The organism is Arthrobacter sp. R4-81, assembly GCF_054792365.1.
Genome location: NZ_CP096445.1, coordinates 124,575 through 139,146, shown reverse-complemented (window position 1 = coordinate 139,146; position 14,572 = coordinate 124,575). Strand labels below are relative to the sequence as shown.

The 14,572-nt window shown below is 62.6% G+C and carries 13 protein-coding genes; 6 read left to right on the top strand and 7 right to left on the bottom strand.

Annotated elements, in window-relative coordinates; genetic code table 11:
• The first annotated feature begins 143 nt into the window (after positions 1-143).
• Positions 144-1,043 carry an SDR family oxidoreductase gene (locus M1E05_RS00710; protein ID WP_458112650.1) on the top strand — a complete coding sequence of 300 codons (900 nt, stop codon included), beginning with the start codon at positions 144-146 and terminating at the stop codon, positions 1,041-1,043.
• Positions 1,044-1,197: 154 nt separating this feature from the next.
• Positions 1,198-1,833 carry a hypothetical protein gene (locus M1E05_RS00705; RefSeq protein WP_458112651.1) on the top strand — a complete coding sequence of 212 codons (636 nt, stop codon included), beginning with the start codon at positions 1,198-1,200 and terminating at the stop codon, positions 1,831-1,833.
• 166 nt (positions 1,834-1,999) lie between these two features.
• Here the strand turns inward: M1E05_RS00705 and M1E05_RS00700 are convergent, their stop codons facing one another.
• Both M1E05_RS00700 and M1E05_RS00695 read right to left on the bottom strand, forming a co-directional pair.
• A complete protein-coding gene (locus M1E05_RS00700) occupies positions 2,000-2,284 on the bottom strand; it encodes a DUF1540 domain-containing protein (protein ID WP_458112652.1) in 285 nt (94 codons plus the stop codon).
• A 123-nt stretch (positions 2,285-2,407) separates the two neighbouring features.
• Entirely contained in the window at positions 2,408-3,775 is a 1,368-nt protein-coding gene (locus tag M1E05_RS00695; RefSeq protein WP_461164146.1) for a uracil-xanthine permease family protein, read from the bottom strand.
• A gap of 291 nt (positions 3,776-4,066) precedes the next feature.
• Between M1E05_RS00695 and M1E05_RS00690 the strand changes: the two genes are divergently transcribed.
• The 4 genes from M1E05_RS00690 to M1E05_RS00675 all read left to right on the top strand — a co-directional run bounded on the left by M1E05_RS00690 (position 4,067) and on the right by M1E05_RS00675 (position 6,819).
• Positions 4,067-4,570: a 2'-5' RNA ligase family protein gene (locus tag M1E05_RS00690; RefSeq protein WP_461164145.1), complete on the top strand. Its 504-nt coding sequence runs from the start codon at positions 4,067-4,069 to the stop codon at positions 4,568-4,570.
• Positions 4,571-4,696: 126 nt separating this feature from the next.
• Positions 4,697-5,719 carry a LacI family DNA-binding transcriptional regulator gene (locus tag M1E05_RS00685; protein WP_461164144.1) on the top strand — a complete coding sequence of 341 codons (1,023 nt, stop codon included), beginning with the start codon at positions 4,697-4,699 and terminating at the stop codon, positions 5,717-5,719.
• 254 nt (positions 5,720-5,973) lie between these two features.
• The gene (locus tag M1E05_RS00680; RefSeq protein WP_458112656.1) at positions 5,974-6,258 is read left to right on the top strand and encodes a DUF6221 family protein; all 285 of its coding nucleotides are present in this window, start codon (positions 5,974-5,976) and stop codon (positions 6,256-6,258) included.
• A gap of 138 nt (positions 6,259-6,396) precedes the next feature.
• Positions 6,397-6,819, top strand: a complete 423-nt coding sequence (locus M1E05_RS00675; protein ID WP_458112657.1) for an Hsp20/alpha crystallin family protein — start codon at positions 6,397-6,399, stop codon at positions 6,817-6,819.
• Between the two features lie 285 nt (positions 6,820-7,104).
• Here the strand turns inward: M1E05_RS00675 and M1E05_RS00670 are convergent, their stop codons facing one another.
• The 5 genes from M1E05_RS00670 to M1E05_RS00650 all read right to left on the bottom strand — a co-directional run bounded on the left by M1E05_RS00670 (position 7,105) and on the right by M1E05_RS00650 (position 14,418).
• Positions 7,105-9,321 (bottom strand): glycoside hydrolase family 36 protein, encoded by a 2,217-nt coding sequence (locus M1E05_RS00670; protein ID WP_458112658.1) that lies wholly within the window; start codon positions 9,319-9,321, stop codon positions 7,105-7,107.
• 156 nt (positions 9,322-9,477) lie between these two features.
• Positions 9,478-10,524, bottom strand: coding sequence for a phosphotransferase enzyme family protein (locus M1E05_RS00665; RefSeq protein WP_461164143.1), 1,047 nt, complete (start codon positions 10,522-10,524; stop codon positions 9,478-9,480).
• Positions 10,525-10,605: 81 nt separating this feature from the next.
• The gene (locus M1E05_RS00660) at positions 10,606-12,273 is read right to left on the bottom strand and encodes a glycoside hydrolase family 43 protein (protein ID WP_461164142.1); all 1,668 of its coding nucleotides are present in this window, start codon (positions 12,271-12,273) and stop codon (positions 10,606-10,608) included.
• 8 nt (positions 12,274-12,281) lie between these two features.
• Positions 12,282-13,343 carry a hydroxyacid dehydrogenase gene (locus tag M1E05_RS00655; RefSeq protein WP_461164141.1) on the bottom strand — a complete coding sequence of 354 codons (1,062 nt, stop codon included), beginning with the start codon at positions 13,341-13,343 and terminating at the stop codon, positions 12,282-12,284.
• Positions 13,344-13,467: 124 nt separating this feature from the next.
• Positions 13,468-14,418, bottom strand: coding sequence for a family 43 glycosylhydrolase (locus M1E05_RS00650; protein WP_458112662.1), 951 nt, complete (start codon positions 14,416-14,418; stop codon positions 13,468-13,470).
• Between the last annotated feature and the right edge of the window lie 154 nt (positions 14,419-14,572).

The window sequence follows — 14,572 nt, the reverse complement described above, 5'->3', positions numbered from 1 at the left end:
CTTGAGCCCCTTCAATTTCAAGCAATAATAAGTTTGCTGACTAATTTCTGGTAAATGTGGACTTGACCAGATTGCTGGGATAGTTTCGAAGAGCCGGGTGCGACCGGCCTCTGAAGAAAACCGACACGTTGGGTAGGTGGACTATGAGTGATGCAGGCAAGCAGCAAGAACAGCCGCGTGACCCCCGGGGAGGCTACCACTCAGGGCCCTTCCCCCAGCAGGAGCAAGAGCAGCCAGGCCTCACAGCCCCCATGGATCCCAAGCCGGATCACGGCGAGTTGAGCTATGAAGGCAAGGACCTCCTCAGCGGAAAGGCAGCCCTGATCACCGGGGGCGATTCCGGAATTGGCAAGGCTGTGGCCATTGCTTTCGCGCGGGAGGGCGCCGACGTCGCGATCTCTTATCTTCCAGAGGAAGAGGAAGACGCCCAGGACACTGCCGAGTGGATCCGGAAAGCCGGCCGGAAGGCCCTGCTGCTGGCGGGTGACGGGAGGAGCGAGGAGTTCAGCTCCCGGATCGTGGAGGACACACTGGCTGAGTTCGGCCGGCTCGATGTTGTGGTCCTCAACGCTGCCTACCAGAAGAACCGGGACAGCTTCGAATCCCTGCCAACGGAAGAATTCGACAGGGTTTTCAAGACCAATCTGTACTCGCTCCTGTGGACGGCCAGGGCGGCAGTTCCGCACCTGAAACCAGGGGCATCGATCATTACCACCGCGTCCATCCAGGCTTTTAATCCATCACCCCAGCTGATCGACTATGCCATGACCAAGGGTGCGCAGGTGGCTTTCACCAAGGCCTTGGCCCAGGAGCTGGGACCAAAGGGTATCCGGGTGAACGCCGTTGCCCCCGGACCCATTTGGACTCCGCTGATTCCCGCGACCGAGTGGCCGGACAAGCTGCCGTCCTTCGGCCAAGACACGCCGCTCCAGCGTGCGGGCCAGCCCGCAGAGCTTGCGGCGGCCTACGTTTTGCTGGCTTCCGAGCAAGGCTCCTACATTTCCGGGGCCGTGCTCCCGGTTACCGGCGGCAAAGGCCTCTGAGCCGCCGATCCGGAGCCCGCCCATCCCGAGCCCGACAAGCCAAGGACCCCGATCCCGAGCCCGACAAGCCAAGGACCCCGATCCGGAGCCCGACAAGCCAAGGACCCCCGGTGGCAAACCGGCCAGTTCAGAACCGACCAGCAAGGAGGAAGAAATGAACGAGGAGAGCCAGAACGATCGCGTCACGGAGGAAGCCGGGGGCTACGGAACCCCAACGGCTGAGCAGGAAATGGCCCCTGGGGATAACAAGCAGTTTGCACAACCCCGGGAGGAAGAAGTCTTCGACGCGGCAGGACTCAGCCAGGACAGCCCCGAGGGTGAGATGTTCCCCGCGGAGTCCCCGGACTTGAGCCAGTTCGGAACTGAGGACAAGGACAGCGCAGGAGAGCCCGGAGCAGGCCGCTTCGGAGGTACGGAGGATCAGATGATGGCAGAAACCGAAAGCACTGACCCGGGCTTCGAGCCTGTACCCGGATCCTCGGCAGGACCCGGCGGCGCAGGGGGATTCGACAACCCTGTTCCTGCCCATCCCGATGAAATGCCGGAGCAGCAGCTCCCCGCTCCGTCGGGGGAGGATGACTCAGCGGATTATGACGATCCAGGCGCAGCTGTCCCCTCCGTGGAGGCGGAGATGGACGAAACCAACACCGAGGACGCTGCGGGGCGCCCCTTTTCCTCCGAGCCTCAGCGGGACGCGGCCGGGATCCCGGATGGAAGCGGAACGGATCTTCCGGATGAGCAGTCCCCGCAGGACCGCGACGATGACAAGGAAACCTTCGACGCCGGCTAGAAGCAGAATCTGGCTAGAAGCAGAATCGAGCTCCAAGCAGACGGCGGCCGGAAGGCTGCGTTAGCGGAGGCAGCGGATTTCTTAGGAAGCTCGAAACAAGAAAGTGCCGGCCGCCCAAGGGGCGGCCGGCACTGGCTGTTCAGAATAATGGGCTGATCTTGCTGGTTTACGCGTGTGCGTACGTTAGGCAATCGGCGTTGTCTCGGCCCGGCCCGACGTGAACCTCAGGCGCCTGGCACATCAGGTGCTCGTTATGGATGCATTCCGTACGCTGGCAGGCCCCGACGTCGGCGAGTACCTTGGGGAGGCCGCCATGGACTCCAATATCAATGAAAGTGGCGCAGAGAGCGTGGTCTTCACTACCGCCAACCGTAATGGCTGCCGCATTGCACTCTGAATGGTCGTTGAAGGAGCAGTTGGTTACGCTGCAGTCGGCGACATGCGATGTCATAGCAGGATCCTCCGTGGTTCTGCCCGCCCCGGACGGGCGGCTGGCTGATTCCCACGTTAGGCGTGTTCGGCCCAATCAAAAAGACCCAATCGTGTGACGTATTTCCGGCGATTGGAACTTCTCCTAACGCCGCTTCTTCCCTGAGCGCTTTAGTCCGGCCGCGGCTGCAACCTTGGCAGTGGGCGGCAGCACTGATTTTGCGGACGATTGTTCCGTCTCCGGTTCGGCCACACTTCCGCGTGCCGCTGCAATCGCCTTCATGCCGTGGTAAATGATCAGGGCGGCCGCTGACCCAAGGGCGATGCCGGTGAACGTGAGCTCCCCAAGAGTCCAGGTGTAGTCGGCAATGCCGATGATAAGGGCGACGGCAGCGGTGGTCAGGTTGATGGGGTTGGAGAAGTTGACCTTGTTTTGCACCCAGATTTTTACTCCGAGGATGCCGATCATCCCGTACAGCATGGTGGCAGCACCACCAAGGACACCTGCGGGAACGGTGGCGATGAGTTCCCCGAATTTTGGCGAAAAGCTAAGCAGGATAGCGAAGCTGCCGGCCACCCAGTACGCAGCAGTCGAGTAGACCTTGGTGGCTGCCATGACACCGATGTTTTCCGCGTAGGTCGTGGTACCCGAGCCACCACCGAAACCTGCCAGAACTGTAGCGGCACCGTCAGCCATGAGCGCGCGGCCAGAGACGCCGTCGAGATTGCGGCCGGTCATGGCGGCCACTGACTTAACGTGCCCGATGTTCTCGGCCACCAGCACCAGGACCACGGGAACGAACAGGCCAACCACGCCCAGATGGAATTCAGGGGTCTGAAAAGTGGGCAGCCCGATCCAGGACGCGGCGTCCATCTTGGCGAAATTCACTTCACCCCGGGTCATGGCCGCCAGATAACCCACAACAACTCCAACCAGGATGCTCAGGCGGCCCAGGATCCCCTTGAACAGCACGCTCACAAGGATGATGGTGGCGAGGGTGATTACAGCCGTGACCGGAGCGGCGTCGAAGTTGTTTTTGGCCGCCGGCGCCAGGTTAAGTCCGATCAAGGCTACGATGGCGCCCGTCACGACGGGCGGCATCAGGCGGTTGATCCAGCCTGCACCGAACTTCTGCACCACCGCACCCACAATTGCCAGTCCGACGCCGGCCAACACTACGCCGCCCAGGGCGCCGCCCACGCCGTACTGCTGTTGGGAAGCCGCAATGGGGGCGATGAACGCGAAGCTGGAGCCGAGGTAGCTGGGAACGCGGCCCTTGGTGATGACGAGGAATAGCAGCGTGCCGATGCCCGAGAAGAGCAAAGTTGTGGCGGGCGGCATGCCCGTGAGGATGGGTACTAGGAACGTCGCACCGAACATGGCAACGACGTGCTGCATTCCCACGCCGATGGTCAGGGGCCAGGTGAGCCGTTCTTCCGGAGCCACCACCTCACCGGGGCGTACCGACTTTCCGGTTCCGTGCAGTTTCCACTTGGTGCCGAGCATGCTCATAGCCAGGAGCCTTTCAAAGGGGTAGCCGCAAGGGCAGAGATGGTTCGGTGCAAACATTACCGCCCTGCATGACTGGTTGGCGCCCTTCTAAACCGGCACTGCCTCCTGGCCCTTCTTAACCAACGCCTCCGGCGCTTAAACCAGCAGTGCCTCCGGCACGATGGGGGACACGCCGGAGGCACTGGGGGACGCGATTTCTGCAGATTAACTGCATGGCATGTGTCCGTTCCGTTTTCCATTCTAATCCCATCTCTTGCCCCGTTGCCCAATTTCCGCTGCCAGACTTGCCTCATGAAGAACCTCATTCTGGTCGCCTTCCTTGAGCCTGTAACCCGCGGTTCCGAGTTCCCCCGGGGGCGGTGGCCGCTGCATCTCACCCTCGTAAAGTTCGACGTCGGATCCCGTGCGGGCGGGGAATCGGGAGGCAGCGATGAGGTGGTTGCCCGGGTTGTGGCACAGGTGGAAGGGCCGGTGAAAAGAGCGTTGGGTACAGGCCTTACCATCGGGGACGAGGCAGGGTTCGGCCAGCGGCAGTTGGTGGAGGTGAACGTCGTTGAGCCGGATTCCCGCCTCCAGGAGCTCCACGAAAACCTCGTGCGTGAGGTCCGGAACCTCGGGGCGGTTGTATCCACTCCGGGCTACACGCTGCAAAATTACCGCCCTCATGTGACCCGCCAGGGTGAGAGGCGCTTCCACCGCGGTGACGGCGTCGTACTTGACTGTGTTGCCCTCGTGGACATGGCACCGGATGGCGACCGGAGGATTCGCCGTGTCCTGGAGCTGTGGGCGTGCTGAGTTGACCCGAAGCGGTTCGCCGTGCGCTTTGCGGCGAGCAGGATCAGGTTTAGGGGAAAACGATTACCCAAATGGCGCGATTTAGGTCCTGAGGGGCTTATGTCGCGTTACTCTGATGGAGTGAGTATGGAAGCAAAGAACAGGGTCCCGGTCCTTAGTGATGTTGCCAAAGCTGCCGGCGTTTCAGTGCCGACGGTTTCCCGTGTGCTCACGAGCAGCAAGTACGTTGCACCCGAACTGCGCGAACGCGTGATGAAAGCCGTAAGCGACCTCGAATATCGGCCGAACAGTGCTGCCCGCGCCACAAGATCGGGTAAGCGGTCGATGGTTGCCGTCCTGACTGGCGCGACGTCAAATTACGGTTATGCCAAGACCATCGAGGGCATCGAGCTCGCAGCGAGGAAAGCCGGACTTTCGGTCATCATTGCGGTGGTTGAATCGGACAGCGAAACTGCCGTCAACGCCGCCATAGACCTCGTCCTCTCGCAACCCGTAGCCGGCGTCATTATCCTCGAGTTTGACCGTCCGGGCCTTGCCGCGGTGAAGGCCTTTCCGTCGTCAGTGCCCATGGTGGTGGCTGGCGGCGGAACCCGTCGCAGCGGATCTAATCCCAGCGCGCTCCTGGATGAGCGCAGCGCGGGCCGGGATGCCACGGAGTACCTTCTCTCACTGGGTCACAAGACGGTCCACCATGTCGCCGTTCCCACAATGGGCAAGCACTCGGGCCGCACCCAAGGATGGAAATCCGCGCTTACTGCTGCCGGAGCCCCTGTTCCTCCCGTGCTCCATGCCACCTGGGAGCCTGCCAGTGGCTACAAGCTGGGCCTGGACCTCGCGGACCAGGACGACGTCACGGCAATCTTCTGCGGAAACGACGACGTCGCGATCGGCGTCATCAGCGCCCTCCTGGATCGTGGACGCCGCATTCCGGAAGACGTCTCCGTGATGGGCTTCGACGATCAGCCCCATGTTGCTCTCTGGCGGCCCTCGCTCACCACGGTCCGGCAGGATTTCGGGGACCTCGGGGCGCGCGCCTTCCAGCTGCTGTCAGCGGCGGTTGAGGGCGCCGACGGCTCTGCATCATCAATCGTCAAACCCGAACTCGTCCTGCGGAACTCCACCGCGGCAGCCGGTTCGTCCGCCGCCTAGCCCTAGGACCGCTGGGCCCGATCGTGAGCGCAGACCCCAGACGCTCGCTCACGTTTCGCCCTTAAGTCCCAAACGCTCCCTCACGTTTCGCCCTTAAATCCCAAACGCTCGCTCACGTTTCGTCATCCTGCCGACGAGAGGTGATGGAGGGTTGGGGGAATGGGTGCGAGAGGTGATGGAGGGTTGGGGGAATGGGTGCGAGAGGTGAAGGAGGGTTTGTTTGACCTGGAGCCCACTTGGGCAAGGATGAATGTATGGCTGACATCATCGAGTTCCTGGAAGCACGCATTGCAGAAGAAGAGGCAGAAGCCCGCCGGGGACTCGAAAGCCGGGATGAGGTCCATGGCGCTGTGGGCTGGTTCGACCCCGCGCGGGTCCTTGCGGAATGCAACGCCAAGCGGAAAATCCTGGACAATGTGCCCCTCGTTACCGATATCCCGACACAGATTGGGGCCACCAGCGAGTACGTCCTTATGTGCGTGGCGTCGGTCTATATGAACCACCCGGATTACCAGGAGGGGTGGTCCATTGATCCCTAGGGAATCCATGAAAAAACGCGTAAATTCACCGGTTCTCTGAGTATCAGCCTCTTGTGAGATCGATGGTGTGGTGCTATAAAATCTGTATCAGCGGATATACATCCGGTCTAAGAAATATGGATCAAAAGGAGGTATGAGATGTTGATGCTGAATGACCCGTTCCGGCAGCTGGACCGGCTCGCTCAGCAGGTGCTTGGCACCACAGCCCATCCCGCCGCGATGCCGATGGATGTCTGGCGGGAAGGCGATGAAATTGTGGTTGCGCTGGATCTTCCCGGCGTCGAGGTCGATTCGGTGGACGTCGACGTTGAACGCAACGTCCTGACGGTCCGCGCCGAGCGCAAGGACCCGGTGGGTGAAGGCAGGGAGATGGTCGCTTCGGAGCGACCGCGCGGGGTCTTCAGCCGGCAGCTGGTCCTCGGGGAAACCTTGAACACGGACCACGTACACGCCAGTTATGACGCCGGTGTGCTCAAGGTGCGGATCCCGGTCCTTGAGGAGGCCAAGCCGCGCAAGATCGAGATCCAGGCCGGCGGCCAGCAGCAGCAGATCAAGGCCTAACGGTCGCGTTCCAACAGGCCAGGCTTAGGTCGGGGTCTGACACAAGCCGGGGCGGGGTGTCCGGACATATTAGGGCTGCCTTCGAGGGCGGTTAGCATTCATGTGCACGCCACAGCGCCTTGTAGCGCAATTGCAGCAAACGGTGCCTGCTCATCCCGCCCCCCAAACACACGTGGTCACTGGCTGACAAGAGCGGCCGGTGACCACGTGCTCGTTAGGCCACGTGCTGGGCAAGGGCTGTCGGGGGCGGGCCGGTCATGCGGGGGACGAGCAAGGGAACCCTGCTTAGGCTGGCCGCAGCTCGATTACCCGCGCACTCGGGGCCTCGGGCATGGTCACTTTCAGCACAGCGGACTGGCCTGCAGCGCCCGGCAGGATTTCGACGGCGGACGATCCCCAGCTGGGGTACGCCACCGAAACCAAGGGGTTCGGGCCGAGCCAGGACGGGAGTGTGATCAGCTGTTCTTCCAGGCCGCCACGCCGGTGGAGGGCAATGAGGTAGCGGTCGGTCTGAGAGTCCTCGTCGGCTGCGATACCCGGGAACGTGGCGCCCTGGGCGATCCAGTGGTCGCGCCATCCCGGCAATCCCAGTGGGAAGGATGGTTCCGAGGCCGCAATGCCGGTCCGCAACCTCTTGTAGGCCTCAATCCCTTCACTGACCACGTCCAACTGGGCCTCGTTCAGCGTGTCGATATGTCCCGCCAAGTGGACTCGCGCCAACAATGCGCTGCTCAGTGAGAACGCCAACTCCTCGGCGTTCATGCTCCCTTCCACTGAAGCCCAGACCCCGGACTGCTCAGGGGCAATCGCCAAGGCCGCGGCAGCAGAGATGGGAGGAGTTTTGATGAAGTCCTGCTGATCAGTGAGTGACTGGACGGGAAAAACTGCTCCCGAAGCGCCGTCGGTCCTGGAACCACCGGCAGAACATCCTTCAATGGTGAGGCCGGGGTGCCGGTCCATTGCGGTGGATACCCACTCCAGGAATGCCCTGTTGTGCTCAAGCAGCCCTGCGCCGGCCGCGCCCGTCGAGTCCGTTCCCGAGCCGATGTCGATGTTGTAATCGAGCTTCAGGTAAGCGAGGTCGAAGTCAGCCATAAGCCGGTCCACCACCTGGTCAAGGTGGGCGCGCGCCGCCGGATGCCGGAGGTCGAGCTGATAGCGGCCCCATTCCTTGATTCTTTTGCCCCGACGGGTGAAAAATGCCTCGGGAGGAAGCAGGTCCGCCATCCGGCTACGGGCTCCCACCACTTCAGGTTCCAGCCACAAGCCAGGCTTCATGCCGGCCTGGCGGATCTTTTCGATCAGGCCGCCAAGACCGCCGCCGGGGAACCGGTTCAAGGACGGCTCCCACTCACCCACGGAGTCCCACCAGCCGCCGTTTTCGTCGTCATACCAGCCGGCGTCGATGCAGAAGACCTCCACCCCCAGCTTCGAGGCGGCAGCGATGAGTGGCAGCTCCTTCTCGGTGGTGGGATCGGACATCAGGCAGTTGAGGAAGTCGTTGTAGATCACCGGCAGCTGCACGCTGTCGGTATGCGGCCGGCGGATCCGGCGCCGGTAGGCCGTCAGCTCGGTGGCCACGGCGTCCAAGCCGCCAACCGGGACTACGACGACGGCGGCCGGGACGGTTGTGAATTGCTCACCCGGGTTCAGGGTCACCGCCCACTGGTGTTCCTCGGCAGTCGGCCCGGAAACGGTGAGGTAGACGTCGTCGTAACGGTCTCCGAGTTCATAATGCCAGGCCCCGTTGTTCTCCACCTGCCAGCCGATCATACGGCCTGAGTGCAGATCCTCGAGGATCCCCAAGGGCAGCTGTTCGCCCGTGGACCACGCCCCTGTTGACGTTGTGACAATCCGGTTTTTGGAGCCTACCTGGTTGTACTGGACCATCCCGACGTTGTAGAGCCCGCGTTCGGCCAGCGTTGAACGGCGCCAGCGGAACTCCCCGGACCAGGGGTTGGCTGCTTCCCACAGACCAAAGCGCTCTTCCCAGTCCGCTCCATGCCCGAGGCCGGACAGGGTCAGGGAAGAGATGTATTCAAGTTCGACGGCGGTGGCTCCGGCCCGTACTTCTGTCCAGCACCGGAGGACGGCGGAGCCGTCGGAGAGCTCATAAAAGACAGAAACCTCGACGCCGGATACGCCGTCGCGGGCGTCAATCTGAAGGCGATTGCCGCCGTCGTACTCGCTGCGGACGACTGCCGCGAGCCGCAAGCCCTGGGCGGCCCGGCCGTCCACATGCCGTTTTCCGGCCGTGCCATGGCGGCCATCCCCGGCCAGGGCCAGTTCCACCAACGGCAGGGCTGAGCGTCGCAATCCGGCGAGATCAGGAACAGGTTCGCTGGCGTGATGAAGGGCGAGCAGGCGGGGTGCCGTGTCCTCCCCATGGAGGATATGCAGCTGAATGCAGCTGTTTCCCCATGTGAGGATCTCGCCGCCTTCCGGTACCTCGAGGGTGGGTGGTTTGTCCTCGACATCCGGTGGGAGGTGAGTAAGGGTCATGGTGGCTCCTGGTGGTGGTTCGGCAGCCTGTTTGCCGGAACTGTCCTAGAAATACGATCTTTTGAGGATAACGTTTTCCCAAACGGAATGCGAGGGCCATTGCGCCCTTTGTGTTCTTTTTGCTGGCGAGGAGGTGCTTCTACCCGTCCAGAGCAGCTATTTCCGGGTCTTTTCGGCCACTCTGAGGATCAGGGAACGTTTCTTGTCGTAATGGTTCACGAGGGAGGAGCGAAGGTCGGGGAGCCATGGTGGGGAGTCTCCGGCTGCGTGTTCCACATCGAGGACACCGGCTCCGTGCAAGAGATCCCGGGCGGCGTTGGAGGCCATACAGATGGGCAGGAGGGCGATTTCGTCCTCGTGCAGGGTGCGTACAGAGTGGTAACCATCGAGGAAGGAGGCGAGCAGGGCAGGGTGGGTTGGCTTTTCGTAGTCCGGTCCCACTATGTCTCTCAGCGCTGAGGCAATGTCCTCTGCAAACCGGCCGATGCGGGCCTCGTCCAGATCAAAAATGGACACTGCATCGCGATCCCAGCGGAGATTGTCGAGCTCGAAGTCGCCGTGCAAAACGCCATTTTGGGCAGGAAGGCAGGGAAGGGCAGCCCACTCGGCCGCCAGGGCTTCGGCAGCCCGGGCCAGGGGCGGATCATCCTTCAGGTTGGCCAGGGTGGTAAAAGGGGACGTGGCCAAGGCGTGCGGGTTGTCTGCATTCCCGGCGTTGTCCGGATCAAGGAAGATCCCAGAATGCGTGGCCGCGTGCAGATGGAATCTGGCAAGAGCGGCGCCCCAGGCCCATGATTGGTTTTCGGTCAGGGCGTCGGGCTCCCTTTCTTCCCCTCGGGCTGCGGTAACTGCCACAGCGTGGACCAGGCCGGTCGGCGTCGCGAGCGTTTCCACGAGCCGGCCAGCGCCGGAAAGCACGGGGGACACCACCGGGTGCCCTGCCGACGAAAGCGCGGCCAGCAACCTGGCTGGCCGCAGCAGCGCCTCCTCTGTGCGAAGTTTTGCCGGCACAAAGCGCAGGAAGATCGTCTCTTCAGCCTTGGTCTTCGCCGGCACGATGAATACGTGGGTTGCGCTCGAGCGCAGGTAGAGCGCGGCTCCAGGGGGCAGTCCCCAAGCGGCAGCCACGGCGTCAGCCACAGGGCTGCGCCAGGCTTCGTCGACGGTACTGTTCAGGGACTTGATCTCGCTGAGGGGAAGCATCCCAGCTATCCTCCAGAGGGTTGATGGGGCCGTCAAGCAGTTATGCAGCCGGACAGCGGGCGCCAGCACTCAGGTGGGGCGTCAGCCGGACGAAGACCGGCCCGACGGAGTCAGCGTGAACCGTGAAAAATCAGCGCAGAAGCTCTGATCGCGAAGGTCCTGGGCGCAGACTCCGACAAACGGGCCGGTGAACCTCAGGGTCCTGCCGTAATCATCGGACAGGTGCGTCGCGTTCAGGCCGGCGGCAAGTTGCTGAAGCCCGCCGTCCTCGCTGCCCCAAAAGAACTGCACTTCACTCGGCGTCATCGTGCCCTTCAACAGGAGCGGTCCTGAATCAGGAACTACGGCGGTGGCGTGGACCAGCAGTCCCTTCTCGGCGTCGCGCTCCCATACCTCCACTACGCGTTCCAGCGAGTTTTCCCTGTCACGTACCGAAAGCCTCAGGTAGAAGTAGGCGCTGGTGTTGTAGTAGAAGATCAGGCCCGCGGATTGCGTGTAGTTTTCCGGCGCGGCGTCTAGGACAACGCTCGCGGAGACGGATTCACTCCTGATGCGCTGGGCGATCAGGCTTTGGTCGCGCAAGGAATCCGTACTCCTCATCCCGCGCAGGCGCAGCCAACCAGGGCGGACGGTGGTACTTAGCCAGTCGGCCTTCGAAGCGGGGGAGCGTAAGGTGCTCCACGGCCAGGCAAGAGGCTGGCCGGCAGCCGGAAAACCAGAGGCCGGGCCGACGGCGGGAGCCGGCGGCTGCCCGTCGGGTGCCGTTTGCAACCCCGAAGGCGCCGGGACCAACCCCAAGGGCGCCAGGACCAGACCGTCAGGCGCGGTGACGTGTTCGGCAGCATGGTGGCCACCCTGTTCCAGCCGAAGCCAGCCATCGGGAGTCCAGTTCACTTTTTGGAGGCAGGTCTCCCGGCCGAGAATGGCCCGGCGGTCGCCGTCGGACTCGATCCAGCGGCTGGCAAGGTGCACAAGGTAGTCCTCGCCCGCTTCTGTGCTGACCAGCTCGCCGTGGCCGGCCTTCTGGAGGGTGAGGGTGTCGTCGTCCCGGCTGGTGAGGAGGGACCCGTCTGGGTCGGCCTCGTAGGGGCCAAGCAGCTCGCGGGAGCGGAGCATCAGGATGCCGTGGTTGAAGCCCGTTCCGCCTTCGGCCGTCATGAGGTAGTACCAGCCGTCCCGGAAATACAGGTTGGGCCCCTCGATCAGTGTGGCGCTGCGGAAGATGGAGTGGGGCGCCCCGACAGCGGCTGAGCCGTCGGCTGTCAGTTCCTGGACGTTGATGCCGGCAAATCCGCCGCGGCCGTTGGGGCGGTTGTCCCATTCCATGTTCGCAAGCCAGTGCCGGCCTTCATGGTGAAAGATGGAGGGGTCGAAGCCAGTGCTGGTGACCCTGGCCGGTGCTGACCAGGGACCGGCGATATGTTCCGCCCTCGTCACATACGTGTCCATGTCCTTCTGGGCTCCGCCAAAGGACCGTACCACCGTGAACGTGAGCCAGAACGTGCCATCGTGCCAGCTCAGTGACGGCGCCCAGATGGAACCCGAGTCCTGGATCCCGCTGAAGTCAAGGGCGACGTCGGGTCCGTTAAGTGAGCCTGCGAACTCCCAGTTCGCCAGGTCCCTGGACCGGTGGATCGGAATGGTGGGGAACCATTCAAAGGAGCTGTTGGCCACGTAAAACCACTCTCCCACCCGGACAATGGACGGGTCCGGAAAAAAGCCGGGGAGTATGGGGTTGGTGATGGTCATGGCCGTCCTCATCGAACCGGTACTTCGGGGTAGGCAAACTCCTGGCCAGACCGGTAGCAATCCAGCTCGGCCAGCACATGTTCACCCAGGCGCGCCAGCTCATTGCCCATTGACCCGGCGATGTGGGGCGTGAGCACGACGTTCGGCATCGAATAGAGTTCATGCGCCGGCGGCAGGACGTCCGGCGTGGTCACATCCAGGACGGCGTTGATTCTCCCGGTGCGCAGCTCCGCCAGAAGCGAGTCCTGGTCCACCAGCTCCCCACGTGAGGTATTGATCAGGGTGGCTCCGGTCTCCAGCAGGCCCAGCTGGCTTGCGCCGATCATCTCGAAGGTGGAAGGAAGTACCGGCGCATGGATGGAAACCACGCTGCTGGAAGCCATCAGCTGATCCAGGTCCACCAGTTCGACGCCGAGAAGTTCAGCCTCCTGCTGATCCAGCGTTGGGTCCGATACGAGGATGCGGAGATCAAAAGGACGCAGCAGTGCGATGACCTTGCGCCCGATCCGGGAGGCGCCCACGATTCCCACGGTGCGCCCGAAGTTGCCCGAAAGCGGGAACCGCTCTTCCCTGTCGATGGCGGCCTGTTCCCCACGGTAGAGGCGCATTGCCCGGAAGGCGTCTTTGTTGGCCAGGAGGATCATGGCCAGCGTGTACTCAGCCACCGGGGTTGCGTTCGCGTCGCCGGCATTTGAGAACCTGATCCCCGTTCGCGCCCCGGGAGGCAGCTGCGTAGAAGCGACCCCGCCCTGGTGCACCACTGCTTTCAATCCCGGCGCCAGCTCCAGCACTTCCGCCGTAAATGCCGGACAGCCCCAGCCGGTGACGACTACTTCGGTCCGGGCCAGGATGGCGGGATCCACCAGGTGCCAGTCGGTGACCACGTCCGGGCTGAGCAGTTCAACGCGGTCATGGAGCCCAGGCCAACCGGCACCGAAGACCAGATCGGCCAGGCTTGCGGGCGTCATGGCCAGAAGGGCTTTTGGCCGCCGGACCTTCTCTGACATCACTGCCCTGGAAACAGCCACACGCTGATCGTCCGAAGTGGTGGGGGGACTATCGAGGCTCATGTGATCTCCTGGTAGCGCGGCGGGACTTGCCAGGGACCTGCTAACTGTCCCGTCATTGAGGATAACGATTTCCCACATCGATTTCCAGAGCAGTCCGCACTGCCGATGAGTATTAAGGAGCGCACTAACGCGAAGACTGCCGGGCAATTGGAACCCGTAAGGGCTCGTCGTCGAACTCTACCTTGGCGATTGAACCGTCCGACTGATGAACCAGACGCTCAAAGAGAGTTTCGCGGTTGAAGCCGTTTCCACCCGGAATGGCGAAGCGGTGGTAGGCGATGATCCAATCCCCGGTACCTTCGACATTCAGGATCGAATGATGGCCTGTAGCCCGGATGCCCCGCTCCATGTCCTTTTCGAGGATCACTCCGTGGTGCGTCCAGGGGCCAAGGGGTCCGGGTCCGCTCGCGTAACGGACGCGGTAGTCGTCCTCACGGGTATCGTTTTCGGACCACGACAGGTAGTAGTTGTTACCGTTGCGGTGGACCCAGGCGGCCTCACGGAAACCCTCCGGCTGCCACGAAACTACGGCGCCGGCGTCGAACGAAACCATATCTGCATTCAGCTTCACGCCATGGGCGGTGCCGTTGCCCCAATACAGATACGCGCTGCCGTCCTTGTCCACAAAAACAGAGGGATCGATGGTGAAACCGGCAAACACTCCCGCCGGCACCAGCGGCTTACCCAGATCCTTGAAGGGGCCGGTGGGGGAGTCGGCCACTGCCACGCCGATATTTCCGTTGGCGGTGAAGTAGAAGTAGAACTTGCCATTGCATTGGGCGGCAGCCGGAGCCCAAGCCCGCTCGCTGGCCCAGGTGACGTCTGTCCCCAGGGTGAGGATGGTGCCATGATCGGTCCAATCCACCAGGTCCGGGGAGGAGAGTACCGAGAAGGAGGTGCCCGCCCAATCCTCGAAGCCGTCGGAAGTGGGGTAGAGGAAATAGGTGTCCCCGTACTGGATCAGGTTCGGATCGGCGTACAGGCCCGGCAGTTGGGATTGGGCGGGAGATGGGTTCCTCGTGGGCAATGCTGCCTGGGTGGCTGTTGACGCGGTCGGCCGCTCTGTCTGGCTCATGGATCACTTTCTCTGGGGTCCGGGCAGGGCCCGTGGATTGCGTCGACTCTACATCGATGGACAAGTTCACTCCAGAGGTTGCCCGGCATTTCTACATCGTTGTAGAGTCTGTCCTCGAAGCTTAAGCCAATTTCACCCACTAAGGACTGGAGCT

Excerpts from the sequence above, each read along its gene's own strand:
- M1E05_RS00710 (WP_458112650.1), top strand. The coding sequence starts at position 144 with ATGAGTGATGCAGGCAAGCAGCAAGAACAGCCGCGTGACCCCCGGGGA.
- M1E05_RS00705 (WP_458112651.1), top strand. The coding sequence starts at position 1,198 with ATGAACGAGGAGAGCCAGAACGATCGCGTCACGGAGGAAGCCGGGGGC.
- M1E05_RS00700 (WP_458112652.1), bottom strand. The coding sequence starts at position 2,284 with ATGACATCGCATGTCGCCGACTGCAGCGTAACCAACTGCTCCTTCAAC.
- M1E05_RS00695 (WP_461164146.1), bottom strand. The coding sequence starts at position 3,775 with ATGAGCATGCTCGGCACCAAGTGGAAACTGCACGGAACCGGAAAGTCG.
- M1E05_RS00690 (WP_461164145.1), top strand. The coding sequence starts at position 4,067 with ATGAAGAACCTCATTCTGGTCGCCTTCCTTGAGCCTGTAACCCGCGGT.
- M1E05_RS00685 (WP_461164144.1), top strand. The coding sequence starts at position 4,697 with ATGGAAGCAAAGAACAGGGTCCCGGTCCTTAGTGATGTTGCCAAAGCT.
- M1E05_RS00680 (WP_458112656.1), top strand. The coding sequence starts at position 5,974 with ATGGCTGACATCATCGAGTTCCTGGAAGCACGCATTGCAGAAGAAGAG.
- M1E05_RS00675 (WP_458112657.1), top strand. The coding sequence starts at position 6,397 with ATGTTGATGCTGAATGACCCGTTCCGGCAGCTGGACCGGCTCGCTCAG.
- M1E05_RS00670 (WP_458112658.1), bottom strand. The coding sequence starts at position 9,321 with ATGACCCTTACTCACCTCCCACCGGATGTCGAGGACAAACCACCCACC.
- M1E05_RS00665 (WP_461164143.1), bottom strand. The coding sequence starts at position 10,524 with ATGCTTCCCCTCAGCGAGATCAAGTCCCTGAACAGTACCGTCGACGAA.
- M1E05_RS00660 (WP_461164142.1), bottom strand. The coding sequence starts at position 12,273 with ATGACCATCACCAACCCCATACTCCCCGGCTTTTTTCCGGACCCGTCC.
- M1E05_RS00655 (WP_461164141.1), bottom strand. The coding sequence starts at position 13,343 with ATGAGCCTCGATAGTCCCCCCACCACTTCGGACGATCAGCGTGTGGCT.
- M1E05_RS00650 (WP_458112662.1), bottom strand. The coding sequence starts at position 14,418 with ATGAGCCAGACAGAGCGGCCGACCGCGTCAACAGCCACCCAGGCAGCA.